Annotated in this window: 24 protein-coding genes and 1 tRNA gene; 14 read left to right on the top strand and 11 right to left on the bottom strand. The window is 51.4% G+C overall.

Features of this window, described 5'->3' with window-relative positions; genetic code table 11:
• Positions 1–85: 85 nt before the first annotated feature.
• On the bottom strand, positions 86–1,510 hold the full coding sequence (gene murP / locus FC814_RS02905) for a PTS N-acetylmuramic acid transporter subunit IIBC (RefSeq protein WP_001040441.1): 1,425 nt from the start codon (positions 1,508–1,510) through the stop codon (positions 86–88).
• 3 nt (positions 1,511–1,513) lie between these two features.
• Positions 1,514–2,410: an N-acetylmuramic acid 6-phosphate etherase gene (gene murQ, locus FC814_RS02900; protein ID WP_137325481.1), complete on the bottom strand. Its 897-nt coding sequence runs from the start codon at positions 2,408–2,410 to the stop codon at positions 1,514–1,516.
• Between the two features lie 229 nt (positions 2,411–2,639).
• Here murQ and ucpA point away from each other — a divergent pair, with 229 nt between their 5' ends.
• The 6 genes from ucpA to cysM all read left to right on the top strand — a co-directional run bounded on the left by ucpA (position 2,640) and on the right by cysM (position 8,592).
• Positions 2,640–3,431 (top strand): SDR family oxidoreductase UcpA, encoded by a 792-nt coding sequence (gene ucpA / locus FC814_RS02895; protein ID WP_000517454.1) that lies wholly within the window; start codon positions 2,640–2,642, stop codon positions 3,429–3,431.
• Between the two features lie 303 nt (positions 3,432–3,734).
• Complete coding sequence (gene cysP, locus FC814_RS02890; protein WP_000290254.1) at positions 3,735–4,751, top strand: thiosulfate/sulfate ABC transporter substrate-binding protein CysP; 1,017 nt, start codon at positions 3,735–3,737, stop codon at positions 4,749–4,751.
• Positions 4,751–5,584 carry a sulfate/thiosulfate ABC transporter permease CysT gene (gene cysT / locus FC814_RS02885; RefSeq protein ID WP_032225900.1) on the top strand — a complete coding sequence of 278 codons (834 nt, stop codon included), beginning with the start codon at positions 4,751–4,753 and terminating at the stop codon, positions 5,582–5,584. The genes cysP and cysT overlap by 1 nt, the downstream gene beginning before the upstream one ends.
• A complete protein-coding gene (cysW, locus tag FC814_RS02880) occupies positions 5,584–6,459 on the top strand; it encodes a sulfate/thiosulfate ABC transporter permease CysW (RefSeq protein WP_000852695.1) in 876 nt (291 codons plus the stop codon). The genes cysT and cysW overlap by 1 nt, the downstream gene beginning before the upstream one ends.
• Positions 6,449–7,546: a sulfate/thiosulfate ABC transporter ATP-binding protein CysA gene (gene cysA, locus FC814_RS02875; protein ID WP_000021084.1), complete on the top strand. Its 1,098-nt coding sequence runs from the start codon at positions 6,449–6,451 to the stop codon at positions 7,544–7,546. The genes cysW and cysA overlap by 11 nt, the downstream gene beginning before the upstream one ends.
• Positions 7,547–7,680: 134 nt before the next feature.
• Positions 7,681–8,592 (top strand): cysteine synthase B, encoded by a 912-nt coding sequence (gene cysM, locus FC814_RS02870; protein ID WP_000105472.1) that lies wholly within the window; start codon positions 7,681–7,683, stop codon positions 8,590–8,592.
• A 2-nt stretch (positions 8,593–8,594) separates the two neighbouring features.
• On the opposite strand, the gene FC814_RS02865 is transcribed toward cysM, so the two are convergent.
• Positions 8,595–8,963: a YfeK family protein gene (locus FC814_RS02865; protein ID WP_105281156.1), complete on the bottom strand. Its 369-nt coding sequence runs from the start codon at positions 8,961–8,963 to the stop codon at positions 8,595–8,597.
• 103 nt (positions 8,964–9,066) lie between these two features.
• On the opposite strand from FC814_RS02865, the gene pdxK reads away from it, so the two are divergent.
• A complete protein-coding gene (pdxK, locus tag FC814_RS02860; RefSeq protein ID WP_000096632.1) occupies positions 9,067–9,918 on the top strand; it encodes a pyridoxine/pyridoxal/pyridoxamine kinase in 852 nt (283 codons plus the stop codon).
• Positions 9,919–9,959: 41 nt separating this feature from the next.
• On the opposite strand, the gene crr is transcribed toward pdxK, so the two are convergent.
• The 5 genes from crr to cysZ form a co-directional block, all read right to left on the bottom strand.
• On the bottom strand, positions 9,960–10,469 hold the full coding sequence (gene crr, locus FC814_RS02855) for a PTS glucose transporter subunit IIA (protein WP_000522247.1): 510 nt from the start codon (positions 10,467–10,469) through the stop codon (positions 9,960–9,962).
• Positions 10,470–10,509: 40 nt separating this feature from the next.
• On the bottom strand, positions 10,510–12,237 hold the full coding sequence (ptsI, locus tag FC814_RS02850) for a phosphoenolpyruvate-protein phosphotransferase PtsI (RefSeq protein ID WP_000623129.1): 1,728 nt from the start codon (positions 12,235–12,237) through the stop codon (positions 10,510–10,512).
• Between the two features lie 44 nt (positions 12,238–12,281).
• Positions 12,282–12,539, bottom strand: a complete 258-nt coding sequence (gene ptsH / locus FC814_RS02845) for a phosphocarrier protein Hpr (protein ID WP_000487600.1) — start codon at positions 12,537–12,539, stop codon at positions 12,282–12,284.
• Positions 12,540–12,922: 383 nt separating this feature from the next.
• Positions 12,923–13,894, bottom strand: coding sequence for a cysteine synthase A (gene cysK, locus FC814_RS02840; RefSeq protein ID WP_000034402.1), 972 nt, complete (start codon positions 13,892–13,894; stop codon positions 12,923–12,925).
• A 183-nt stretch (positions 13,895–14,077) separates the two neighbouring features.
• Positions 14,078–14,839, bottom strand: coding sequence for a sulfate transporter CysZ (gene cysZ, locus FC814_RS02835; protein ID WP_137325480.1), 762 nt, complete (start codon positions 14,837–14,839; stop codon positions 14,078–14,080).
• Positions 14,840–15,068: 229 nt separating this feature from the next.
• Here cysZ and zipA point away from each other — a divergent pair, with 229 nt between their 5' ends.
• From zipA to FC814_RS02820, 3 genes are all read left to right on the top strand, one after another.
• Positions 15,069–16,061, top strand: coding sequence for a cell division protein ZipA (gene zipA / locus FC814_RS02830; protein WP_032225895.1), 993 nt, complete (start codon positions 15,069–15,071; stop codon positions 16,059–16,061).
• A gap of 70 nt (positions 16,062–16,131) precedes the next feature.
• Positions 16,132–18,147 carry an NAD-dependent DNA ligase LigA gene (gene ligA / locus FC814_RS02825; RefSeq protein ID WP_137325479.1) on the top strand — a complete coding sequence of 672 codons (2,016 nt, stop codon included), beginning with the start codon at positions 16,132–16,134 and terminating at the stop codon, positions 18,145–18,147.
• A gap of 1 nt (position 18,148) precedes the next feature.
• Positions 18,149–18,367, top strand: a complete 219-nt coding sequence (locus FC814_RS02820; RefSeq protein ID WP_000410201.1) for a DUF3820 family protein — start codon at positions 18,149–18,151, stop codon at positions 18,365–18,367.
• On the opposite strand, the gene FC814_RS02815 is transcribed toward FC814_RS02820, so the two are convergent.
• Both FC814_RS02815 and FC814_RS02810 read right to left on the bottom strand, forming a co-directional pair.
• Positions 18,364–19,362, bottom strand: a complete 999-nt coding sequence (locus tag FC814_RS02815) for a bile acid:sodium symporter family protein (protein WP_000765627.1) — start codon at positions 19,360–19,362, stop codon at positions 18,364–18,366. The two genes, FC814_RS02820 and FC814_RS02815, sit on opposite strands and share 4 nt — an antisense overlap.
• Before the next feature lie 283 nt (positions 19,363–19,645).
• Positions 19,646–20,410 (bottom strand): outer membrane protein OmpK, encoded by a 765-nt coding sequence (locus FC814_RS02810; RefSeq protein WP_137325478.1) that lies wholly within the window; start codon positions 20,408–20,410, stop codon positions 19,646–19,648.
• Positions 20,411–20,659: 249 nt separating this feature from the next.
• On the opposite strand from FC814_RS02810, the gene xapA reads away from it, so the two are divergent.
• Genes xapA through xapR form a run of 4 tightly spaced genes read left to right on the top strand, consistent with a single transcriptional unit; the run spans position 20,660 to position 23,945 of the window.
• Entirely contained in the window at positions 20,660–21,493 is an 834-nt protein-coding gene (xapA, locus tag FC814_RS02805; RefSeq protein ID WP_032225890.1) for a xanthosine phosphorylase, read from the top strand.
• 59 nt (positions 21,494–21,552) lie between these two features.
• Positions 21,553–22,809, top strand: coding sequence for a xanthosine/proton symporter XapB (gene xapB, locus FC814_RS02800; RefSeq protein ID WP_000020387.1), 1,257 nt, complete (start codon positions 21,553–21,555; stop codon positions 22,807–22,809).
• 52 nt (positions 22,810–22,861) lie between these two features.
• The gene (locus FC814_RS02795) at positions 22,862–23,020 is read left to right on the top strand and encodes a DUF1427 family protein (RefSeq protein WP_000651752.1); all 159 of its coding nucleotides are present in this window, start codon (positions 22,862–22,864) and stop codon (positions 23,018–23,020) included.
• 40 nt (positions 23,021–23,060) lie between these two features.
• A complete protein-coding gene (xapR, locus tag FC814_RS02790; protein WP_000439925.1) occupies positions 23,061–23,945 on the top strand; it encodes a DNA-binding transcriptional regulator XapR in 885 nt (294 codons plus the stop codon).
• A 106-nt stretch (positions 23,946–24,051) separates the two neighbouring features.
• Here xapR and FC814_RS02785 read toward each other — a convergent pair.
• Positions 24,052–24,127: transfer RNA gene (locus tag FC814_RS02785), tRNA-Lys, on the bottom strand.
• Between the last annotated feature and the right edge of the window lie 78 nt (positions 24,128–24,205).

Raw genomic sequence — 24,205 nt, 5'->3', positions numbered from 1 at the left:
TGATCGTTAAAATTCAATAAATTGCAGTTAACCTGCAGGCCCGATAAGCGTAGCGTATCGGGCTGTTTTGTTTCTAAGTTACGGCTTAGTCCAGATTGACGTCACGGCAGCCAAAGAGCGTGGTGAAAATGAACCCGCTAATCCATGCCACCAGAATCCCACCTGCATACACAGCCATTGCCGGAAGGATGCCTTGTGCCGAAGTCATCAGCGGCAACGCCACCAGGCCAGACGGCCCAAAGGCACTGTTTAGCCCCATCGGCAGACCCCACCATGCGATAAGACCAATAAACAATCCACCTGCTGCGCCGCCTAAACAAGCGGTAACAAACGGTTTCATGCGCGGCAGGGTGACACCGTAAATCAACGGTTCACCAACGCCCAGCAGACCAGGGATAATCGCCCCGCGCACCTGGCTGCGTAAGGCACTGTGCGGCTGCGCGCGCCAGTAAAGCGCCAGCGCCGCGCCCACCTGACCTGCGCCTGCCATTGAAAGGATCGGGAATAGACTGTTGAAACCCTGGCTGTCCATCAAGGCAAGATAAACGGGAATAAAGCCCTGATGCACGCCGAAGACCACGGCAATCAGGAACAGTCCGGCAAGCACTGCACAGCCAAGTGGATTACTGTTCAGATGCATAAACAGCCAGGACATGCCTTCGAATAACCAGCCTCCCAGCGGCATAATCACCAGATATGCCAGCGTAGCGGTGATCAGCAGAGTGATTAACGAGGTCAGCAGCATGTCGAGATCGTCCGGCATAAATTGACGCACCATACCTTCAATGCGGGCGCAGGCCCAGGCGGCAATCAGTACGCCGATGATATTTCCGCGCGGATCGATAGGCAGGCCGAAGAAATCGTGAAAACCAGCGTAGTAACCGGTGGTCGCGCCTGGGTTATAACCGAGCAAAAACAGTGCGGCGATAATCGCGCCATTTACACCTGTGCCGCCGAAGGCCTGAGCGGCGTTATATCCCACCAGGATCACCAGGAAGGTGAATAAGCCTTTGCTGAATACCTTCATAAAATTCAGCGCATCGGGCAGCGTTCCCTGGGCATCTGCCGGAACGTGCATCACCGTGGCGATTAACGTCGCAATCCCCAGCAGCAGACCGGCGGCAATAAATCCGGGGATTAGCGGCGTAAAGATAGTGGCGAATTTGGCGAGAAATTGCTGCACGCCAGAGGTTTGTCTGGCTTTTAACTGACGTTTGTTCTGAGCGGCGATTTCTGCGGCATCCTGCACTGGTGTTTCACCCAACAACACGCTCATCGCTTTTGCGGCACGATGCGCTTTGCCCGACCCAAATACCACCTGTACTTGATCGCTGGTCAAAATGACACCCTTCACCCCTTCCAGCGTTTTGATATCAGGATCAACCAGTGAACTGTCATGTACACCGAGACGCAGACGCGTCATACAGTGACCACAACTGGCGATATTTCCCGCGCCGCCGACGCGGGTAAGAATGGTGTTCAGAAGCTCACTGCTGATCTCTTTAGCCATAGGTTATTCCTTTTCCAGAGCCTTACGAATAAAACCGCCATGCTGCGCCAGGCGTTTTTTCGCTTCTGCGGCATCGAGATTTTTCAAGACCATTACAATCGCTGTTTTGCAGTGGCGATCGCAGGCAATTAGCGCCGCTTCCGCCTGTTCCGCGCTACATCCGGTCGCGTTTTTGACAATATTGACCTGGCGCACGTGTAGTTTTTCATTGGTGGCGACCACATCGACCATCAGGTTGCCGAACACTTTTCCTGACTTAATCATCAGCCCGGTGGAGAGCATGTTGAGCACCAGTTTCTGCGCCGTACCTGCTTTCATCCGCGAAGAACCGGTAACCACTTCAGCCCCGACGACTGGCGTAATAGCAAACTCTGCGGTTGTTGAAACAGCACTACCGGGATTACAGGAAATGCCCACCGTGCGGCAGCCCAACTGGCGAGCGTATTCCAGCCCGGCAATCACATACGGCGTGCGACCACTGGCAGCAATACCGACAACCACATCCTGCGCCGTTAACGCAATATTTTTCAGATCGTTGACGCCGCCTTCCCGGCTGTCTTCCGCGCCTTCCACCGCGTGCTGAATGGCATATTCGCCGCCAGCAATCAAACCAACCACCAGACCAGGTTTCACGCCGTAGGTTGGGGGGCACTCGCTGGCATCCAGAATCCCCAGCCGACCGGAAGTCCCGGCACCGAGATAAATCAGACGACCACTACCGCTGACCTGGGCGTGGATGACATCAATCGCCGCTGCGATATCCGGCAGTACTCGCTCAACGGCCAATGGAACGGTTTTATCTTCATCATTGATAATTCGGCACATTTCCAGCGTCGATACGCGGTCGATTTCAGCCGAGGCGCTGTTCGAACCTTCAGTAATCATTTTTTCAAGTTGCATATACAATCACCTTAAATATTTGCCTTCGAATAATTTCATATGGAGTGAATCATATCTCCCTGCCTGATTATGTACAGCAGGGAATGCATACAATGACAGAGTTGTGGTTAAGGGAGATTTTACTTAAGATTTTCCTGAATTTAGATCCACTCCTCAGCATTGATCTGTTATTCAGGTATGGTAGGGACAATAGAGCGTAATGCTCTGTATTCAAAAGGAGAAACTTGAAATGGGTAAACTCACGGGCAAGACAGCACTGATTACGGGCGCATCGCAAGGCATTGGTGAAGGAATTGCCAGAACCTTTGCGCGTCATGGCGCAAACCTAATCTTGCTGGATATCTCCCCTGAGATTGAAAAGCTGGCGGATGAGCTGTGTGGTCGTGGTCATCGCTGTACGGCGGTAATTGCCGATGTACGCGACCCGGCGTCAGTTACGGCAGCGATCAAGCGCGCGAAGGAAAAAGAAGGGCGCATTGATATTCTGGTGAATAACGCAGGTGTTTGCCGTCTGGGTAGTTTTCTTGAAATGAGCGATGACGATCGCGATTTCCATATTGATATCAATATCAAAGGTGTCTGGAACGTCACGAAGGCGGTGCTGCCGGAGATGATTGCCCGCAAAGATGGTCGCATTGTGATGATGTCTTCGGTCACCGGCGATATGGTGGCCGATCCGGGCGAAACAGCGTATGCCTTAACGAAAGCGGCGATTGTGGGGCTGACCAAATCGCTGGCAGTGGAGTATGCACAGTCGGGGATTCGCGTTAATGCAATCTGCCCTGGTTACGTTCGCACGCCAATGGCGGAAAGCATCGCCCGTCAGTCAAATCCGCAAGATCCGGAATCGGTGCTCACCGAAATGGCAAAAGCAATCCCGCTGCGTCGCCTCGCCGATCCGCTGGAAGTCGGCGAACTGGCAGCCTTCCTCGCGTCGGATGAATCCAGCTATTTAACAGGTACACAGAATGTGATCGATGGCGGTAGCACACTACCGGAGACGGTTAGCGTCGGCATCTGATTCACCTCTGTTTCCTCCCTGCATTAGTGGGGAGGATTTTGTCTTGAACTAAGTTCACCAGGCTATTTTATTTGTCATTTTTGCCCCGGGCAGTGCTCGAAATACTCACGTACTATGTGTACGCTCCGGTTTCTCCGCGCTGTCCGTGTTCAAACTGACTGCAACAATTACGCCTGTTGAACCAAGTTCTTATTCCCTTTTCAACTTCCAAATCACCAAACGGTATATAAAACCGTTACTCCTTTCATGCCCGTTATAAATATGATGGCTATTAGAAAGTCATTAAATATATAAGGGTGCGCAATGGCCGTTAACTTACTGAAAAAGAACTCTCTCGCGCTGGTCGCTTCGCTGCTGCTGGCTGGCCACGTGCAGGCAACGGAACTGCTTAACAGTTCTTATGACGTCTCCCGCGAGCTGTTTGCCGCCCTGAATACCCCGTTTGAACAGCAGTGGGCAAAAGATAACGGCGGCGACAAACTGACGATAAAACAATCCCATGCCGGGTCATCAAAACAGGCGCTGGCGATTTTGCAGGGCTTAAAAGCCGACGTTGTTACTTATAACCAGGTGACCGACGTACAAATCCTGCACGACAAAGGCAAGCTGATCCCGGCGGACTGGCAGTCGCGCCTGCCGAACAACAGCTCGCCGTTCTACTCCACCATGGGCTTCCTGGTGCGTAAGGGCAACCCGAAGAATATCCACGACTGGAACGATTTGGTTCGCTCCGACGTGAAGCTGATTTTCCCGAACCCGAAAACGTCCGGTAACGCGCGCTACACCTATTTAGCCGCGTGGGGCGCAGCGGATAAAGCCGACGGTGGCGATAAAGCCAAAACCGAACAGTTTATGACCCAGTTCCTGAAAAACGTCGAAGTGTTCGATACCGGCGGTCGTGGCGCAACCACCACTTTTGCCGAGCGCGGTTTGGGCGATGTGCTGATCAGCTTCGAATCGGAAGTGAACAACATCCGTAAACAGTATGAAGCGCAGGGCTTCGAAGTGGTGATTCCAAAAACCAACATTCTGGCGGAGTTCCCGGTGGCGTGGGTGGATAAAAACGTGCAGGCCAACGGTACGGAAAAAGCCGCCAAAGCTTACCTGAACTGGCTCTACAGCCCGCAGGCGCAAACCATCATCACCGACTATTACTACCGCGTAAATAACCCGGAAGTTATGGACAAACTGAAAGATAAATTCCCGCAGACCGAGCTGTTCCGCGTGGAAGACAAATTTGGCTCCTGGCCGGAAGTGATGAAAACTCACTTCACCAGCGGCGGCGAGTTAGACAAGCTGTTAGCGGCGGGGCGTAGCTGATGTTTGCCGTCGCTTCCAGACGTGTGCTGCCGGGCTTTACCTTAAGCCTCGGCACCAGTCTGCTGTTTGTGTGCCTGATTTTGTTACTGCCGCTTTCCGCACTGGTGATGCAGCTCTCTGAGATGAGCTGGGCGCAGTACTGGGAGGTGATCACCAACCCGCAGGTGGTGGCGGCCTATAAAGTGACGTTGCTGTCGGCGTTTGTGGCATCGATTTTTAACGGCGTTTTCGGTCTGCTGATGGCATGGATCCTAACCCGCTATCGCTTTCCGGGGCGCACTCTGCTTGATGCGCTGATGGATTTGCCGTTTGCATTGCCGACGGCGGTAGCAGGTTTAACGCTGGCTTCGCTGTTTTCGGTCAACGGTTTTTACGGTGAATGGCTGGCGAAGTTTGATATCAAAGTCACCTACACCTGGCTGGGGATTGCGGTGGCAATGGCCTTTACCAGTATTCCGTTTGTGGTGCGTACCGTGCAGCCGGTGCTTGAAGAGTTAGGCCCGGAATATGAAGAAGCGGCGGAAACGCTCGGAGCAACGCGCTGGCAGAGTTTCTGCAAAGTGGTGCTGCCGGAGCTTTCCCCTGCGCTGGTGGCGGGTGTGGCGCTGTCGTTCACCCGTAGCCTCGGTGAGTTTGGCGCGGTGATTTTTATCGCCGGGAACATCGCCTGGAAGACGGAAGTGACGTCGCTGATGATTTTCGTTCGCTTACAGGAATTTGATTACCCGGCGGCGAGCGCGATCGCTTCGGTGATCCTCGCGGCATCACTGCTGCTGCTGTTCTCTATTAACACTCTGCAAAGTCGCTTTGGTCGGCGTGTGGTAGGTCATTAATGGCGGAAGTTACCCAATTGAAGCGTTATGACGCGCGCCCGATTAACTGGGGCAAATGGTTTCTGATTGGCACCGGGATGCTGGTTTCGGCGTTCATCCTGCTGGTGCCAATGATTTACATCTTCGTGCAGGCATTCAGCAAAGGGCTGATGCCGGTTTTACAGAATCTGGCCGACCCGGACATGCTGCACGCCATCTGGCTGACGGTGATGATCGCCCTGATTGCCGTACCGGTAAACCTGGTATTCGGCATTCTGCTGGCCTGGCTGGTGACGCGTTTTGATTTTCCGGGACGTCAGTTGCTGCTGACGCTGCTGGACATCCCGTTTGCCGTATCGCCGGTGGTTGCCGGTCTGGTCTATCTGCTGTTTTACGGCTCGAATGGCCCGCTGGGCGGTTGGCTCGACGAGCATAACCTGCAAATTATGTTCTCGTGGCCGGGGATGGTGCTGGTCACTATCTTCGTGACTTGCCCGTTCGTGGTGCGCGAGCTGGTGCCGGTGATGTTAAGCCAGGGCAGCCAGGAAGACGAAGCGGCGATTTTGCTTGGTGCATCTGGCTGGCAGATGTTTCGTCGCGTCACATTGCCGAATATTCGCTGGGCGCTACTTTACGGCGTGGTGCTGACCAACGCCCGCGCAATTGGTGAGTTTGGCGCGGTGTCGGTGGTTTCCGGCTCGATTCGCGGTGAAACGCTGTCGCTGCCGTTACAAATTGAATTGCTGGAGCAGGACTACAACACTGTCGGCTCCTTTACCGCTGCGGCGTTATTGACGCTGATGGCGATTATCACCCTGTTTTTGAAGAGTATGTTGCAATGGCGCCTGGAGAATCAGGAAAAACGCGCGCAGCAGGAGGAACATCATGAGCATTGAGATTGCCAGGATTAAGAAGTCTTTTGGTCGCACCCAGGTGCTGAACGATATCTCACTGGATATTCCTTCAGGCCAGATGGTCGCGCTGCTGGGGCCGTCCGGTTCCGGGAAAACCACGCTGCTGCGTATTATTGCCGGGCTGGAACATCAAACCAGCGGACATATTCGCTTCCACGGCACTGACGTCAGCCGCCTGCACGCGCGCGACCGTAAAGTCGGTTTCGTGTTCCAGCATTACGCGTTGTTCCGCCATATGACGGTATTCGACAATATCGCTTTTGGCCTGACGGTGCTGCCGCGTCGCGAGCGGCCAAATGCCGCAGCCATCAAAGCGAAAGTGACAAAATTGCTGGAGATGGTGCAGCTTGCTCATCTGGCGGACCGTTATCCGGCGCAGCTTTCCGGCGGTCAGAAACAGCGTGTGGCGCTGGCGCGCGCGCTTGCTGTTGAACCGCAAATTCTGCTACTTGATGAACCGTTTGGCGCACTGGATGCGCAGGTGCGTAAAGAGCTGCGTCGTTGGTTGCGTCAACTGCATGAAGAACTGAAATTCACCAGCGTCTTTGTGACCCACGACCAGGAAGAAGCGATGGAAGTCGCTAACCGCGTGGTGGTGATGAGCCAGGGCAATATTGAACAGGCTGACGCGCCGGATCAGGTATGGCGCGAACCGGCGACCCGTTTTGTGCTGGAATTTATGGGCGAAGTAAACCGTCTGCGTGGCACCATTCGCGGCGGGCAGTTCCATGTTGGCGCACATCGCTGGCCGCTGGGATATACGCCTGCCTATCAGGGGCCGGTGGATCTCTTCCTGCGCCCGTGGGAAGTGGATATCAGCCGCCGCACCAGCCTGGATTCGCCACTGCCGGTACAGGTACTGGAAGCCAGCCCGAAAGGCCACTACACCCAATTAGTTGTGCAGCCGCTGGGGTGGTATGACGACCCGCTAACCGTGGTGATGCGCGGGGATGACGCGCCAGTACGCGGCGATCGCCTGTTTGTTGGGCTGCAACATGCGCGGCTGTATAACGGTGACGAGCGTATCGAAACCCGCGATGAGGAACTTGCTCTCGCACAAAGCGCCTGATAGGTTGAGTGAATGTTAAACGCCCGGAGGCGCTTCCCGCGATCCGGGCTTTTTAATGGCAAGGTTTTGTAACCTGTAGGCCTGATAAGACGCACAAGCCTCGCATCAGGCAACACCATGTATGGACAGAGATCGTGAGTACATTAGAACAAACAATAGGCAATACGCCTCTGGTGAAGTTACAGCGAATGGGGCCGGATAACGGCAGTGAAGTCTGGTTAAAGCTGGAAGGTAATAATCCGGCAGGTTCGGTGAAAGATCGTGCGGCGCTATCGATGATTGTTGAGGCGGAAAAACGCGGTGAGATTAAACCGGGCGATGTGTTGATTGAAGCCACCAGCGGTAACACCGGCATTGCGCTGGCAATGATCGCCGCGCTAAAAGGCTATCGCATGAAATTGCTGATGCCCGACAACATGAGCCAGGAACGCCGTGCGGCGATGCGTGCCTACGGTGCGGAACTGATTCTGGTGACCAAAGAACAAGGCATGGAAGGTGCGCGCGATCTGGCGCTGGAAATGGCGAACCGGGGCGAAGGCAAGTTGCTTGACCAGTTCAACAACCCCGATAACCCCTACGCCCATTACACCACCACCGGGCCGGAAATCTGGCAGCAGACCGGCGGGCGCATTACCCATTTTGTCTCCAGTATGGGGACAACCGGCACCATTACCGGTGTGTCACGGTTTATGCGCGAGCAATCCAAACCGGTGACCATTGTCGGCCTGCAGCCAGAAGAGGGCAGCAGCATTCCGGGTATTCGCCGCTGGCCAGCAGAGTATCTGCCGGGGATTTTCAACGCCTCGCTGGTGGATGAGGTGCTGGATATTCATCAGCGCGATGCGGAAAACACCATGCGCGAACTGGCGGTGCGGGAAGGGATTTTCTGCGGCGTTAGTTCTGGCGGCGCGGTTGCTGGTGCACTGCGCGTGGCAAAAGCTAACGCTGGCGCGGTAGTGGTGGCGATCATCTGCGATCGCGGCGATCGCTACCTTTCCACCGGCGTATTTGGCGAAGAACACTTTAGCCAGGGGGCGGGGATTTGAGTTTATTGCGCAGGCAACGTTTTATCCGTCTGGGCAATTAACGTATGTAAAAAAGGTTGCGCGTTTTCATCGCTCTTACCAGGGATCTTCACAATGTAAGGCTTTCCGGTAATCGATGATGACGAGGCAACCTTATCAATAAATTGCTCGGCAGTATCAATGCGATTACGGGTATTGCCCAGCTTCAGACGCAGGTGGGAAACCGCTTCATCGCAGGTGTGTTCATCGCCGTTGCGTACAAATATCAAATCCTTTTTCTGTGCTAATCCCTCTAGCATGGCGTTGATGCGGGCTTCTTCATGGGCTGTTAACTTCGCGTAAGCGGGAAGTGCCATTAACAGCGTAATGACCAGACAAATGATTTTCTTCACTGAATTACCTTATCCTTGTTTTGTGATAGCCGATTTGACTGCCAGAATCAGGTAAAGTTTCGGTTGGAATACGATGGGGATCATCGGCAAGGAGAAAAACTAAATGAGTAGTTTGTTGTTGTTTAACGATAAGAGCAGGGCGCTGCAGGCGGATATCGTCGCCGTGCAGTCGCAGGTGGTGTACGGCAGCGTAGGTAACAGCATTGCCGTGCCTGCGATTAAACAGAACGGCCTGAATGTCTTTGCCGTGCCGACCGTGTTGCTGAGCAATACGCCGCATTACGATACGTTCTACGGTGGTGCGATTCCGGACGAGTGGTTTAGTGGCTATTTGCGTGCGCTTCAGGAGCGTGATGCGCTGCGCCAACTTCGCGCTGTTACCACGGGCTATATGGGGACGGCATCGCAAATCAAAATCCTTGCTGAATGGCTGACAGCCTTACGCGAAGAGCATCCTGACTTGCTGATTATGGTTGATCCGGTGATTGGCGATATTGATAGCGGTATTTACGTCAAAGCTGATCTTCCCGATGCGTATCGGCAATATTTACTGCCGCTGGCGCAGGGGATTACGCCAAATATCTTTGAGCTGGAAATATTGACCGGTAAAAACTGCCGCGACCTCGACAGCGCCATTGCTGCTGCAAAAAGCCTGCTTTCAGAGACATTAAAATGGGTGGTTGTTACCAGCGCCTCCGGCAATGAAGAACACCAGGAGATGCAGGTGGTGGTGGTCAGTGCCGATAGCGTGAATGTCATTTCCCATTCACGGGTAAAAACCGACCTGAAAGGTACTGGCGATCTGTTTTGCGCCCAGCTTATTAGTGGATTACTGAAAGGGAAGGCGTTAACCGACGCAGTACACAGCGCGGGCTTACGTGTGCTGGAGGTAATGCGTTATACCCAGCAACATGAGAGCGATGAATTGATTTTGCCGCCGCTGTTAGAAGCATAAAAAAATGGCGCCGATGGCGCCATTTTTCATTGCGGCAAGAATTACTTCTTGATGCGGATAACCGGGGTTTCACCCACAGTCACGCTACCGGACAGTTTGATCAGTTCTTTGATTTCGTCCATGTTGGAGATAACAACCGGAGTCAGGGTAGACTTGGCTTTCTCTTCCAGCAGCGGCAGATCGAATTCAATAACCGTATCGCCAACTTTCACGCGCTGACCTTCTTCAGCAATACGCTTGAAGCCTTCGCCTTTCAGTTCAACGGTGTCGATACCGAAGTGGACGAACAGCTCAACGCCGCTATCGGATTCGATAGAGAACGCGTGGTTGGTTTCAAAGATTTTACCAATGGTGCCGTCAACCGGAGCGACCATTTTGTTACCAGTTGGTTTGATAGCAATGCCATCACCAACGATTTTTTCCGCAAAAACGACATCCGGCACGTCTTCGATATTGACGATCTCGCCAGAGAGCGGAGCAATGATCTCAATAGTTCCGGTATCCTTTTTGTCATCGGAAACCAGAGATTTCAGTTTATCGAACAAACCCATGATCTTCTCCTAAGCAGTAAATTGGGCCGCATCTCGTGGATTAGCAGATTGTTTTTTCTTCAATGAACTTGTTAACCAGCGTCATTAACTCGTCCGTTGTCGGTTGAGCAAGAGCCTGCTCTGCTAACACCTTCGCATCTTCGAAGTTCGTGTTACGGATAATCTTCTTAATGCGCGGGATAGAAATGGCGCTCATAGAGAATTCGTCCAGACCCATCCCCAGCAACAGAAGTGTAGCACGTTCATCGCCAGCAAGCTCACCACACATGCCAGTCCATTTGCCTTCAGCATGAGAAGCATCAATAACTTGCTTGATCAAGTTCAGCACGGACGGTGACATTGGCTGGTAAAGGTGTGAAATCATATCATTACCACGGTCAACTGCCAGAGTGTACTGCGTTAAATCATTGGTGCCGATACTAAAGAAATCAACTTCTTTGGCTAAATGACGCGCAATTGTTGCGGCAGCCGGTGTTTCCACCATTACGCCAATTTCAATTGATTCGTCAAACGCTTTACCTTCGTCACGCAATTCCTGTTTGTAGATTTCGATCTCTTTGCGCAGAGCGCGAACTTCTTCGACAGAGATGATCATCGGGAACATGATGCGCAATTTACCGAAAGCAGAGGCACGCAGGATAGCGCGGAGCTGATCGCGCAGGATCTCTTTACGATCCATCGCGATACGGATAGCACGCCAGCCGAGGAACGGGTTCTCTTCTTTCGGGAAGTTCATGTACGGCAGCTCTTTGTCGCCGCCAATATCCATGGTACGAACGATAACAGCCTGCGAACCACACGCTTCAGCCACTGCTTTATAGGCAGCAAACTGTTCTTCTTCTGTTGGCAGCGCGTCGCGGTCCATGAACAAGAATTCGGTACGATACAGACCAACGCCTTCAGCGCCGTTACGTTCTGCACCTTCAACATCACGAACAGTACCGATGTTAGCGCACACTTCTACCTGGTGACCGTCCAGCGTAATAGCCGGGAGATCTTTCAGTTTAGCAAGCTCTGCTTTTTCAGAAGCAACTTGCTCCTGAACAGCGCGCAATTTATCGATAACTTCGTTGGTTGGATTGACGTAAACCTGATTATTTACGGCATCCAGAATCAGATAGTCGTCATTTTTCACCTGCGAAGTGACGCTACCAGTACCCACGATGGCCGGCAGCTCCAGAGAACGCGCCATAATAGAAGTGTGGGAAGTACGGCCACCCGCGTCGGTGATGAAACCCAGCACCTTCTTCAGGTTCAACTGTGCGGTTTCGGACGGTGTCAGGTCAGCGGCAACCAGAATGACTTCATCCTGAATGGCGCTCAGATCGATAATCTTCAGACCCAGGATGTTGCGCAGCAGGCGCTTACCGATATCACGCACGTCAGCCGCACGCTCTTTCAGGTATTCATCATCCAGTTCTTCCAGGGCAGAAGCCTGACCTTCAATAACTTCATGAGCAGCTGCGTCAGCCGTCATGTGCTTATCTTTAATCAGGGCTATGATTTCCTGCTCCAGCTCCTCATCTTCGAGCAGCATAATATGCCCTTCAAAGATGGCTTCTTTTTCTTCACCGAACGTTTCACCAGCTTTCGTTTTGATCGTTTCCAGCTGGGCTGATGCCTTGGCACGACCGCTCAGAAAACGTTCAACTTCCTGATCAACCTGGTCGGCAGAAATTTTTTTCCGGTCAATGACGATTTCGTCTTCTTTCAGAAGCAGAGCTTTACCGAAAGCGATACCCGGGGATGCTAAAATGCCTGAAATCATAACCCTACCTTACTTGTGACTGATTTTTAAAAGAACCCGGGAAATTACTCGAGTTCCGCCATCAGTTTAACCAGATGTTCAACCGCTTTCTGCTCGTCTTCGCCTTCAGCGGAGATAGTCACAACGGTCCCTTGAGTCAGGCCCAGAGTCTGCAGTTTAAACAGGCTTTTCGCGCTGGCGCTTTTGCCGTTGGAAGTCACAGTAATTTCAGAAGTGAAGCCCTTAGCTTCTTTTACAAACTGGGCAGCAGGGCGGGTGTGCAGACCGTTCGGAGCGGTAATGGTAACTTCTTGCTGGAACATTGTATTTCCCCAACTTATAGGTTTAGTGTTGTGGAACTAAAGTCTAGCCTGGCGGTTTGACTTTAGCCTGTATTGTTAGCGCCAGTTTTTAACAGACGCGACGCACGAAGTGTTCTGTACAGTCCATTGCTGGCGGATATCGACCGCTGACGTTTCGTTCATCATTAAACATTATGCCGCTAAAGGAAGAATTGAACCAAATCATAAAATCGATTCAGCTAAGGCTTTTCCTGTAACGATTAATTTCGCGCATCAAAATAATTAGTCAGGTTAAATACCAGTTCCGACAGGCTGAATCAATGCCAGGAGAGGCTAAAATTTGAAGTAGGCCACAAAAAAGCACCTGAAAAGGTGCTTTTTTACGCATTTTTAACAACCTGGCATTACTGTTGCAATTCTTTTTCGGTAAAGAGATCGGCAAATAATGCGGTGCTTAAATAACGCTCACCCGATGATGGCAGAATAACCACAATATTCTTATTGGTAAAGCTTTCATCTTCTTGTAGTTTCAACGCCGCAGCAACCGCCGCGCCGGAAGAGATTCCGGCAAGAATGCCTTCTTCTTCCATTAAACGACGTGCAGTAGAGATAGCTTCTTCATTGGTGATGCCAATAACTTTATCGACCAGTTTGAGATCAAGGTTAGCCGGGATAAAGCCAGCGCCGATGCCCTGAATTTTATGCGGGCCGGGTTTTATTTCTTCACCTGCCAGCGCCTGGGCGATAACGGGAGAATCGGTTGGCTCAACGGCAACAGAGATGAGGTCAGTCTTGCCTTTGGTGCCTTTAATGTAGCGGCTGACGCCGGTCAGCGTACCGCCAGTACCGACACCCGCAATAAATACATCAACCTGACCGTCGGTATCTTCCCAGATCTCCGGACCGGTGGTTTTTTCATGAATTTCCGGATTCGCCGGGTTGCTGAATTGTTGTAGCAGCAGGTATTTCTCTGGGTTACTGGCGACAATTTCTTCTGCTTTTTGAATCGCGCCTTTCATGCCCTTCGCGCCTTCAGTCAGTACCAGGTTTGCGCCCAGGGCTTTCAGCAGTTTGCGGCGTTCAATACTCATTGTCTCTGGCATGGTCAGAGTGAGTTTATAACCGCGAGCGGCTGCCACATAAGCCAGAGCAATACCAGTGTTGCCGCTGGTGGGTTCAACCAGTTCAACGCCGGGTTTCAGCACGCCGCGTTTTTCGGCATCCCAAATCATATTGGCACCGATACGGCACTTAACGCTGAAGCTGGGGTTACGAGATTCCACCTTCGCCAGAATACGTCCGTTACCGATGCGATTCAGGCGAACCAGCGGTGTGTGACCGATAGTCAGCGAGTTATCTTCAAAAATCTTACTCATGGCCTGTCCTTAACTGTATGAAATTGGGATACAACAGGTAGCATACCCGCTCAGAGAATATGCGGAAGTAAGGATTTAGCATATCTATATGCAGAAGGGAAATAATGACTTGCAAGATGGAATAAGGGTGGCATAAGCCACCCTTGTTTCATACAAATAGTTTACAAAATAATCGGAAGATTGTTACCGCCATAGTGCATGTTTAGCGCGATAGCAATCGACCCACATTGCTGTCGCGCCACAGACGGCCACCGGCATGATGAACAGGTTGAGCACCGGGATCATCGTGAACAGACTCGTTAATGCGCCAAACTGCATGTTAGTGATTTTGCGCGTGCGCAGGGCAGTGCGCATCTCTTTAAACGGCACTTTGTGGTTGTCGAACGGATAGTCGCAGTACTGAATGGCTAACATCCAGGCGCTGAACAGGAACCACAACGCTGGCGCGACGGTTTGCCCGATGCCAGGGATAAAGTAGAGGATCAGCAATACGATGGCGCGTGGCAAATACCACGCAAATTTTTGCCATTCGCGTTTCATAATTCGCGGCACATCTTTCATGATACCCAAAATTCCGGTATCCGGCGGCGTAGCGCCTGTCAGCCTTGCTTCCAGTTGTTCAGCCAATAAACCGTTAAATGGCGCGGCAATCCAGTTCGCAATAGTTGAGAAAAAATAGCCAAAAATCAGCAGCACGGAGAGAACCGCGACAGGCCACAGCAAATAGCTTAACCATTGCAGCCAGTCAGGCACGTGGCTCATTAATGATGGGATCCAGACATCCAGTTGGGTAAAGAGCCACCAGAATGCACTTCCCATCAACAAAATATTGACCAACAGAGGTAAAATGACAAAACGCCGAATCCCGGGTTGCGAGACGAGCTTCCAGCCTTGCGCAAAATAGTAAAAACCGCTGCGTGGGGAAGATGTGTATGTTGAAACCATAATCAGGAGATGCTCCTTTTGACCAATCCCAGGAAAATTCTGCGTATTTTACCGGGTAATTGCGCAATGGACAGTTAGGATATGTTCGAAAAAACAGCAAAAAGCACGATTTCATCTATCTTTGTGCTGTGAAAGTTAAGAGTGCACTTGCACTCGAGGTAATCGGCAAATACTCTTAGTGAGTAAATGTTTGCCGTGGTGGCAAGGTGTTAGAACAACAGAGAATATAATGATGCAGGATTTGCGTCTGATATTAATCATTGTTGGCGCGATCGCCATAATCGCTTTACTGGTACATGGTTTCTGGACCAGCCGTAAAGAACGATCTTCTATGTTCCGCGATCGGCCATTAAAACGAATGAAGTCAAAACGTGACGACGATTCTTATGATGAGGATGTCGAAGATGATGAGGGCGTTGGTGAGGTTCGTGTTCACCGCGTAAATCATGCCCCGGCTAACGCCCAGGAGCATGAGGCTGCTCGTCCGTCGCCGCAACACCAGTACCAACCGCCTTATGCGTCTGCGCAGCCGCGTCAACCGGTTCAGCAGCCGCCTGAAGCGCAGGTATCGCCGCAACATGCTCCGCATTCAGCGCAGCCGGTTCAGCAACCGCAGCCGGTTCAGCAGCCGACCTACCAGCCGCAGCCTGAACAGCAGGTTGCTTCGCAAGTACCGCCAGCTCCGCAACCGACGCAGCCAGCGCCCCAACCAGCGCAGCAGGCTTTCCAGGTTGCGGAACCCGTAGCGGCACCGCAGCCTGAACCTGTAAATGAACCGGCACCTGTCATGGATAAGCCGAAGCGTAAAGAAGCGGTGATCATTATGAACGTCGCGGCGCATCACGGTAGCGAGCTGAATGGTGAACTGCTTCTTAACAGCATTCAGCAGGCGGGCTTTATCTTTGGCGATATGAATATTTACCATCGTCATCTCAGCCCGGACGGCAGTGGCCCTGCGTTATTCAGCTTGGCGAATATGGTGAAACCGGGAACATTCGATCCTGAAATGAAGGATTTCACCACTCCTGGCGTCACTATCTTTATGCAGGTTCCGTCTTATGGTGATGAACTGCAAAACTTCAAGCTGATGCTGCAATCTGCGCAGCATATCGCTGATGAAGTCGGTGGCGTAGTTCTTGACGATCAGCGCCGTATGATGACTCCGCAGAAACTGCGCGAGTATCAGGACATCATCCGCGAAGTGAAAGACGCTAACGTCTGATACACTTAAGGCAAATTAACTCTTCTTCGAACCCCCGCTTGTCGGGGGTTTTTAGCATTGATGGTGCGATATGGAATCAATCGAAAGACAACTCACAGAACTGCGAACGACGCTTCGCCATCATGAATATCTTTATCATGTGATGGATGCGCCGGAAATTCCCGACGCTGAATACGACAGGCTGATGCGTGAGCTGCGCGAGCTGGAAGCAAAACATCCGGAACTCATTACCCCGGATTCACCAACCCAGCGCGTAGGTGCAGCGCCGCTGGCAGCCTTCAGCCAGATCCGTCATGAAGTACCGATGCTGTCGCTGGACAACGTTTTTGATGAAGAGAGTTTTCTCGCTTTCAACAAACGCGTACTGGATCGTCTGAAAAGTAACGAAAAAGTCACCTGGTGCTGTGAGCTGAAGCTTGATGGCCTTGCCGTCAGCATTCTGTATGAGAATGGCGTTCTGGTCAGTGCGGCGACCCGTGGTGATGGCACCACCGGCGAAGACATCACCTCTAACGTCCGTACTATTCGCGCGATTCCGCTGAAATTGCATGGTGAGAATATCCCGGCGCGCCTGGAAGTGCGTGGTGAAGTATTCCTGCCACAAGCAGGGTTCGAAAAGATCAACGAAGAGGCGCGACGCACGGGCGGGAAAGTATTTGCTAACCCACGTAATGCTGCGGCAGGTTCGCTGCGTCAGCTTGATCCGCGTATCACGGCGAAGCGACCGCTCACGTTCTTCTGCTACGGCGTTGGTGTGCTGGAAGGCGGCGAGCTGCCGGACACCCATCTTGGTCGTTTAATGCAATTTAAAAAGTGGGGATTACCGGTCAGCGATCGTGTCACGTTATGTGAATCGGCAGAAGAGGTGCTGGCGTTTTACCACAAAGTGGAAGAAGACCGTCCGACGCTGGGCTTTGATATCGACGGTGTGGTGATTAAAGTCAACTCACTGGCGCAGCAGGAACAGCTTGGGTTTGTTTCACGTGCCCCGCGCTGGGCTGTGGCGTTTAAATTCCCGGCGCAGGAACAGATGACTTTCGTGCGCGACGTTGAGTTTCAGGTTGGACGTACCGGCGCTATTACGCCCGTTGCGCGTCTGGAACCTGTACATGTTGCAGGCGTGCTGGTGAGCAATGCTACCTTACACAATGCCGATGAAATCGAACGTCTTGGTTTACGCATTGGCGATAAAGTGGTGATCCGCCGCGCTGGCGATGTGATCCCGCAGGTGGTTAACGTCGTGCTTTCTGAACGCCCGGAAGATACCCGTGCCGTAGAGTTCCCGACACATTGCCCGGTATGTGGTTCTGACGTCGAGCGTGTGGAAGGAGAAGCAGTCGCCCGCTGTACCGGTGGCCTGATTTGCGGCGCTCAGCGTAAAGAGTCGCTGAAACATTTTGTTTCCCGTCGCGCGATGGACGTTGACGGTATGGGTGACAAAATCATCGACCAGCTGGTTGAAAAAGAGTACGTCCACACACCTGCTGACCTGTTTAAACTCACCGCAGGCAAACTGACCGGACTGGAGAGAATGGGGCCGAAATCAGCGCAAAACGTGGTTAGCGCGCTGGAAAAAGCGAAAGAAACCACCTTTGCTCGCTTCCTTTATGCGCTTGGCATTCGCGAAGTCGGCGAGGCCACTGCAGCAGGTTTGGCAGCATATTTCGGCACGCTGGACGCACTGGAAGCAGCCTCGATTGAAGAGCTGCAAAAAGTGCCCGATGTCGGAATTGTCGTCGCATCCCATGTTCACAACTTCTTTGCCGAAGACAGTAACCGCAATGTCATCAGCGAGCTGTTGGCGGAAGGTGTTCACTGGCCTGCGCCGGTGGTGATTAACGCGGAAGAGATCGACAGTCCGTTTGCCGGTAAAACCGTGGTGCTCACCGGTAGCTTAAGTCAGATGTCGCGTGATGATGCTAAAGCTCGCCTGGTCGAACTGGGCGCGAAAGTCGCGGGCAGCGTTTCGAAGAAAACCGATCTGGTGATCGCCGGAGAAGCCGCAGGTTCTAAACTGGCGAAAGCGCAGGAATTGGGCATTGAAGTGATCGACGAAGCAGAGATGCTACGTTTGCTGGGTAACTGAGATGGAAAAAGAGCAGCTGATTGAAATAGCCAATACGATAATGCCGTTTGGCAAGTACAAAGGGCGTCGCTTAATCGACCTGCCGGAAGAGTATCTTTTGTGGTTTGCCCGCAAGGATGAGTTCCCGGCAGGAAAACTCGGTGAGCTAATGCAAATCACGCTGCTGATTAAAACCGAGGGGCTGACGCAACTGGTTCAGCCCCTGAAACGTCCGCTTTAAATCTTCCCTGCGTGGCTTTCCTGCTGCGCCTGTAGTTGCTCGGTCTGGCGCTTATAACGACGCGCCAGCACCGCGCAAACCATCAGCTGGATCTGATGGAAAATCATCAGTGGCAGCACCATCATACCGATAACTGACGTTGGGAACAGAATGTTCGCCATCGGAATACCATTCGCCAGGCTCTTTTTCGAACCACAGAAGACAATCGTTATCTCATCCGCCTTATTGAAACCCAGTCGGCGTGCCATAAAGACGTTAATCACAATCACGATAGCCAACAGCACGCAGCTGACCACCACGATAAACAGCAACGATCCCCAGCCGACTTTGTGCCAGATGCCGTTAACAACAGCTTCGCTGAAGGCCGTATAGACCACCAACAGAATGGAGGTCTGGTCAGTTTTCGCAATCCACTTTTTATTGCGCGCCACCCAGTTGCCAATCCACGGGCGAGAAAGATGCCCCAACACAAAAGGTAGTAACAGCTGCAGCATAATCTTACCGACCTGTTCGAGGCTGCCCTCTGCACCGTGAACATTCATTACCAGACCAACCAGCAATGGCGAAAGGAAAATACCCAGCAGGCTGGATGCTGATGCAGAACAAACGGCCGCCGCAACGTTACCGCCCGCCATCGAGGTAAAAGCGATTGCAGACTGCACCGTGGCAGGAAGAATGCAAAGATAGAGAAAGCCGGAATAGAGCATTGGATCGACGTTTACTGGTTTCCACCAGGCAAACAACACGCCCAGAACCGGAAACAGCACGAAGGTACTGCACATCACCCACAAATGCAGTCGCCAGTGACTACCGCCTGCAATAATGGCCTCTCGCGACAACTTCGCGCCGTGCATAAAGAACAGCAGGGCAATGGCTGCTGTGGTCAGATTTTCAAAGAAGGGGACGAAATCGCCTCTGGCCGGAAAGAAAGAAGCCAGTAACACCACCGTGACCAGGGTTAAGGTGAAAGGATCGAGGATACGAAAAAGTTTCATAAAGGCTCCAGATAATCGATGGTTCTATTGTGCTTCTTCCAGTTTGAGAAATAAAATTGATTTATTGCATTCATTCATGAAGAAAATAGATGAATGACTCTTTAAAACAATTAAAGGTTTTCGTCACAGTAGCGAAGGAAGAACCGGACACTTTCAACAGCTGGTGAAGCATTAGAGGACGTGGAGCAAGAACAGGGGGAATAGTGATGGCAGGGCGAGAAGGGGAGCCGTTGTATCATATATCGTGTTATGCATTTCTGCCGGGAATCCCGGCAGAAATGGTTCAGAAGTTAAATTTGACCGAGTAAATGATGGCGTCCTGATACCAGGCTTCTCCCAGCTTGTCGTCCGCGTAGCGATACTGAAGCCCCGTAGTTATATTCGGGGTAGCATTCCACCAGAGGGCGACCGCACCGTTCAGCCCTTCTTTACCGCCATTACCTGTTGCGTAGGTGGCATCACGGTCAAACTCGTACTCGTTCCAGTTGGTGAGGGTGAATTTCTCTCTGCCCAGCATAAAGCTGTAACCCGCAACCCAACCTGCCACGTAGCCGTTATCGCCCGTGTAATAGGTTTGATCCGTATAGCGTTTGGCAAAGAAAGGTTTGAACCACCAACTGTTACCGGTGAAGTTGTAGCCAAAACCGTACAGGAACATATCGTCGTGGAAATTTACCCGATTTGCAGAACCGTAGGTGCCATACGCGTGCAGGTAGAGATTAAATCCGGTATTGCCCAGGTAAATGCGGTTGGTATTTTTAAAGGTATAACGCTGCTCACTACCTGGTTTATCGTGGTGGTCGTTATAAAAGTTTTCCCAGTCGAAAAACCCGTACATTTCTCCCCAACTAAAGTTGGCACCGCCTTCCAGTTCCAGATAACCAAAATCATCTTTGTGTGACTTAGTTGACGATTTCTCGGTGGTTCGGCTGGTCCAGTCCAGGTAATGCACGCCGATATCTGCAAACCCACCTTTAAATTCTGCATGAGATATAACAGGTATGGCTAATAAAGAGGTGAGCGTCAGAGTTAAAAGATGTTTTTTCATAGCATAATTCCCTATGCCGATCGTTATTAGTAGATTGCTTAATAAAGTGGTTTGTTAAAAACAGCATATTGTTAATGCAAGGGAGTGAATATCGCCAATACAGTTTTTGCTGGGAATTAATAGTGAAAAGATATAAATCCATCGATATCGAATCACTATTGAATGCGTGAGGAAAGTGTATTGGTAAGAGCCGGGACAACTTCGCTATAAAAAGACATTAGATTCAACCCTACTGAAAAAAGGATATATATGTCTCAGGCTCAATTTTCTCATAACCCGCTATATTGCGTCGATATTATCCAGGCTTATAAACCTGATTTCACACCACGAGTGGCTTTTATTTTAGGTTCCGGGCTGGGCGCGCTGGCCGATCAGATTGATAACGCTGTCGCCATTTCCTATGAAAAGCTGCCGGGTTTCCCGGTGAGTACGGTGCATGGACATGCGGGTGAGCTGGTGTTGGGGCATCTCCAGGGCGTTCCGGTGGCATGTATGAAAGGTCGAGGGCATTTCTATGAAGGTCGTGGAATGACCATCATGACCGACGCGATTCGTACTTTCAAATTGCTGGGCTGTGAACTGCTGTTCTGCACCAATGCGGCGGGCTCACTGCGTCCGGAAGTCGGTGCGGGCAGTCTGGTTGCGCTGAAAGACCACATCAACACCATGCCAGGTACACCGATGGTGGGTCTTAACGATGAACGCTTTGGCGAACGCTTCTTCTCGCTGGCGAATGCCTACGATGCGGACTACCGCGCACTGTTGCAAAAAGTGGCGAAAGAAGAGGGTTTCCCCCTGACGGAAGGTGTGTTCGTCTCGTATCCGGGGCCGAATTTCGAAACGGCGGCAGAGATTCGCATGATGCAAATTATTGGCGGGGATGTCGTTGGAATGTCCGTTGTGCCTGAAGTTATTTCAGCACGCCATTGTGACCTGAAGGTCGTGGCCGTTTCTGCGATTACCAATATGGCGGAAGGTCTGAGTGACGTGAAGCTCTCGCATACCCAAACGTTGGCGGCAGCGGATCTCTCTAAGCAGAACTTTATCAACCTTATTTGCGGCTTTCTGCGCAATATTGCCTGATTAAAACAACAATAAACGGCCTCACGGGTGAGGCCACATGATGCGACAAGGAAACGATTATGAGCATCGCTTTGCGCTTAAAGGTAATGTCCTTTTTGCAATATTTTATCTGGGGGAGCTGGCTGGTTACCCTCGGTTCCTACATGATTAATACCCTTCATTTTACCGGCGCTAACGTCGGTATGGTCTACAGCTCCAAAGGGATTGCTGCGATTATTATGCCCGGCATTATGGGGATTATCGCGGATAAATGGCTGCGTGCGGAACGCGCATATATGCTGTGCCACCTGGTGTGTGCTGGCGTGCTTTTTTATGCGGCATCCGTCAGTGATCCGGATACGATGTTTTGGGTGATGTTAGTCAATGCGATGGCATTTATGCCGACCATCGCGTTATCAAACAGCGTCTCTTATTCCTGCCTCGCCCAGGCCGGGCTTGACCCGGTGACAGCTTTCCCGCCTATTCGCGTTTTTGGTACGGTGGGGTTCATCATTGCGATGTGGGCAGTAAGCTTACTGCATCTGGAATTGAGCAGCCTGCAATTGTATATCGCTTCCGGCGCGTCTCTGCTGCTGTCGGCTTACGCGCTGACTTTGCCTAAAATTCCTGTTGCGCAGAAAAAAGTGACTACTTCGCTTGCCAGTAAACTCGGTCTGGACGCGTTTGTGCTATTCAAAAATCCGCGTATGGCCATCTTTTTCCTCTTCGCCATGATGCTGGGCGCGGTACTGCAAATTACCAACGTTTTTGGCAACCCGTTCCTGCATGATTTTGCCCGTAACCCGGAGTTTGCTGATAGCTTCGTGGTGAAATATCCGTCCATTTTATTGTCAGTTTCACAGATGGCTGAAGTCGGTTTCATTCTGACGATTCCGTTCTTTTTGAAGCGTTTCGGCATCAAAACGGTCATGCTTATGAGTATGGTGGCCTGGACGCTGCGCTTTGGCTTCTTTGCTTATGGCGATCCGTCACCAACTGGGTTTATTTTGCTGCTGCTGTCGATGATTGTTTACGGCTGCGCATTTGATTTCTTCAATATTTCCGGTTCGGTCTTTGTTGAACAGGAAGTTGATTCCAACATTCGTGCCAGCGCACAGGGGCTCTTTATGACCATGGTAAATGGTGTCGGTGCTTGGGTTGGCTCGATTCTGAGCGGCATGGCAGTGGATTACTTCTCGGTAGATGGCGTAAAAGACTGGCAAACTATCTGGCTGATGTTTGCAGGATATTCTCTTTTCCTCGCAGTGATATTTTTCTTTGGATTTAAATATAACCATGACCCTGAAAAGATAACACATCGAACAGTGACACATTAAAAGAACTGGCAGCTCCGTTTTTCAGGGCTGCTTTTATGATAAAGGTTAATTAATGAAAGATATTTTATTTTCTTCTGGCGTCGGTTTTGGTATTGGTGCTTTATTTACAATCGTGCGGTTACCTATTCCCGTGCCAAATGTATTGCCGGGTATATTATCTATTGTGTTTATGTATGTAGGTTATCTGGTGGTGAAATACTTTATGCCGTGATAATTTAATAAGATATATTTATTAAACGGAGCATTTAATTATGGAACGCATTTACAGAACAGACCTTAAGTTGCTCCGTTATTTTCTTGCTGTAGCGGAAGAGTTACATTTTGGCCGCGCAGCGGCGCGTTTAAATATGTCTCAGCCTCCGCTCAGTATTCATATTAAAGAGCTGGAAAATCAACTCGGCACACAGCTTTTTATTCGTCATTCGCGCAGCGTCGCCCTGACACACGCGGGCAAAATCTTGATGGAAGAATCGCGCCGGTTGCTGATGAATGCAAATCAGGTGTTGGCTCGGATTGAACAAATAGGCCGGGGAGAAGCAGGGCGGATTGAACTCGGTGTGGTCGGAACGGCAATGTGGGGACGGATGCGGCCGGTTATGCGGCGATTCCTTAGGGAAAACCCCAACGTTGAAGTACTGTTTCGCGAAAAGATGCCTGCGATGCAAATGGCGCTGTTGGAGCGCCGCGAACTCGATGCCGGGATCTGGCGAATGGCGACAGAACCACCGGAAGATTTTACCAGCTTACGCTTGCATGAATCGGCGTTTCTGGTAGCGATGCCTGAAGAGCATCACCTCTCATCATATTCCGACGTTCCGCTGGAAGCACTACGTGACGAGTATTTTGTCACAATGCCGCCCGTGTACACTGACTGGGAATTTTTGCAGCGCGTTTGTCAGCAGGCGGGTTTTTCACCGGTTGTTATTCGCGAAGTTAATGAACCACAAACGGTGCTGGCCATGATCAGTATGGGCATTGGTATCACATTGATAGCAGACAGCTATGCACAGATGAACTGGCCTGGTGTCATTTTCCGTCCGCTCAAAGAGCGCATCCCGGCAGATTTATATATTGTTTATGAAACGCAGCAGGTGACGCCCGCGATGGTTAAGCTGTTGGCAGCATTGAGACAGTAGGCGAGGGGGAGATAGCCGGAAATCGTAGGTCTGATAAGCGAAGCGAATCTGGCAATTTCGCAAATCGCACATAGCAAAAAAGCGCCTTTAGGGCGCTTTTTTACACTGGTGGGTCGTGCAGGATTCGAACCTGCGACCAATTGATTAAAAGTCAACTGCTCTACCAACTGAGCTAACGACCCGAAGTGGTGGGTGATGACGGGATCGAACCGCCGACCCCCTCCTTGTAAGGGAGGTGCTCTCCCAGCTGAGCTAATCAC

Source organism: Escherichia sp. MR, from assembly GCF_005280595.1.
Taxonomy (GTDB): Bacteria; Pseudomonadota; Gammaproteobacteria; order Enterobacterales; family Enterobacteriaceae; genus Escherichia; species Escherichia ruysiae.
The sequence above is the reverse complement of the archived record's forward strand: the minus strand, read 5'-3'. Positions and strand labels throughout refer to the sequence as shown.

Excerpts from the sequence above, each read along its gene's own strand:
- crr (WP_000522247.1), bottom strand. The coding sequence starts at position 10,469 with ATGGGTTTGTTCGATAAACTGAAATCTCTGGTTTCCGATGACAAAAAG.
- ptsI (WP_000623129.1), bottom strand. The coding sequence starts at position 12,237 with ATGATTTCAGGCATTTTAGCATCCCCGGGTATCGCTTTCGGTAAAGCT.
- FC814_RS02820 (WP_000410201.1), top strand. The coding sequence starts at position 18,149 with ATGGAAAAAGAGCAGCTGATTGAAATAGCCAATACGATAATGCCGTTT.
- cysA (WP_000021084.1), top strand. The coding sequence starts at position 6,449 with ATGAGCATTGAGATTGCCAGGATTAAGAAGTCTTTTGGTCGCACCCAG.
- xapB (WP_000020387.1), top strand. The coding sequence starts at position 21,553 with ATGAGCATCGCTTTGCGCTTAAAGGTAATGTCCTTTTTGCAATATTTT.
- xapR (WP_000439925.1), top strand. The coding sequence starts at position 23,061 with ATGGAACGCATTTACAGAACAGACCTTAAGTTGCTCCGTTATTTTCTT.
- ptsH (WP_000487600.1), bottom strand. The coding sequence starts at position 12,539 with ATGTTCCAGCAAGAAGTTACCATTACCGCTCCGAACGGTCTGCACACC.
- cysP (WP_000290254.1), top strand. The coding sequence starts at position 3,735 with ATGGCCGTTAACTTACTGAAAAAGAACTCTCTCGCGCTGGTCGCTTCG.
- ucpA (WP_000517454.1), top strand. The coding sequence starts at position 2,640 with ATGGGTAAACTCACGGGCAAGACAGCACTGATTACGGGCGCATCGCAA.
- FC814_RS02795 (WP_000651752.1), top strand. The coding sequence starts at position 22,862 with ATGAAAGATATTTTATTTTCTTCTGGCGTCGGTTTTGGTATTGGTGCT.
- cysT (WP_032225900.1), top strand. The coding sequence starts at position 4,751 with ATGTTTGCCGTCGCTTCCAGACGTGTGCTGCCGGGCTTTACCTTAAGC.
- zipA (WP_032225895.1), top strand. The coding sequence starts at position 15,069 with ATGATGCAGGATTTGCGTCTGATATTAATCATTGTTGGCGCGATCGCC.
- cysK (WP_000034402.1), bottom strand. The coding sequence starts at position 13,894 with ATGAGTAAGATTTTTGAAGATAACTCGCTGACTATCGGTCACACACCG.
- cysZ (WP_137325480.1), bottom strand. The coding sequence starts at position 14,839 with ATGGTTTCAACATACACATCTTCCCCACGCAGCGGTTTTTACTATTTT.
- murP (WP_001040441.1), bottom strand. The coding sequence starts at position 1,510 with ATGGCTAAAGAGATCAGCAGTGAGCTTCTGAACACCATTCTTACCCGC.
- ligA (WP_137325479.1), top strand. The coding sequence starts at position 16,132 with ATGGAATCAATCGAAAGACAACTCACAGAACTGCGAACGACGCTTCGC.
- xapA (WP_032225890.1), top strand. The coding sequence starts at position 20,660 with ATGTCTCAGGCTCAATTTTCTCATAACCCGCTATATTGCGTCGATATT.
- cysW (WP_000852695.1), top strand. The coding sequence starts at position 5,584 with ATGGCGGAAGTTACCCAATTGAAGCGTTATGACGCGCGCCCGATTAAC.
- pdxK (WP_000096632.1), top strand. The coding sequence starts at position 9,067 with ATGAGTAGTTTGTTGTTGTTTAACGATAAGAGCAGGGCGCTGCAGGCG.
- FC814_RS02815 (WP_000765627.1), bottom strand. The coding sequence starts at position 19,362 with ATGAAACTTTTTCGTATCCTCGATCCTTTCACCTTAACCCTGGTCACG.
- FC814_RS02810 (WP_137325478.1), bottom strand. The coding sequence starts at position 20,410 with ATGAAAAAACATCTTTTAACTCTGACGCTCACCTCTTTATTAGCCATA.
- murQ (WP_137325481.1), bottom strand. The coding sequence starts at position 2,410 with ATGCAACTTGAAAAAATGATTACTGAAGGTTCGAACAGCGCCTCGGCT.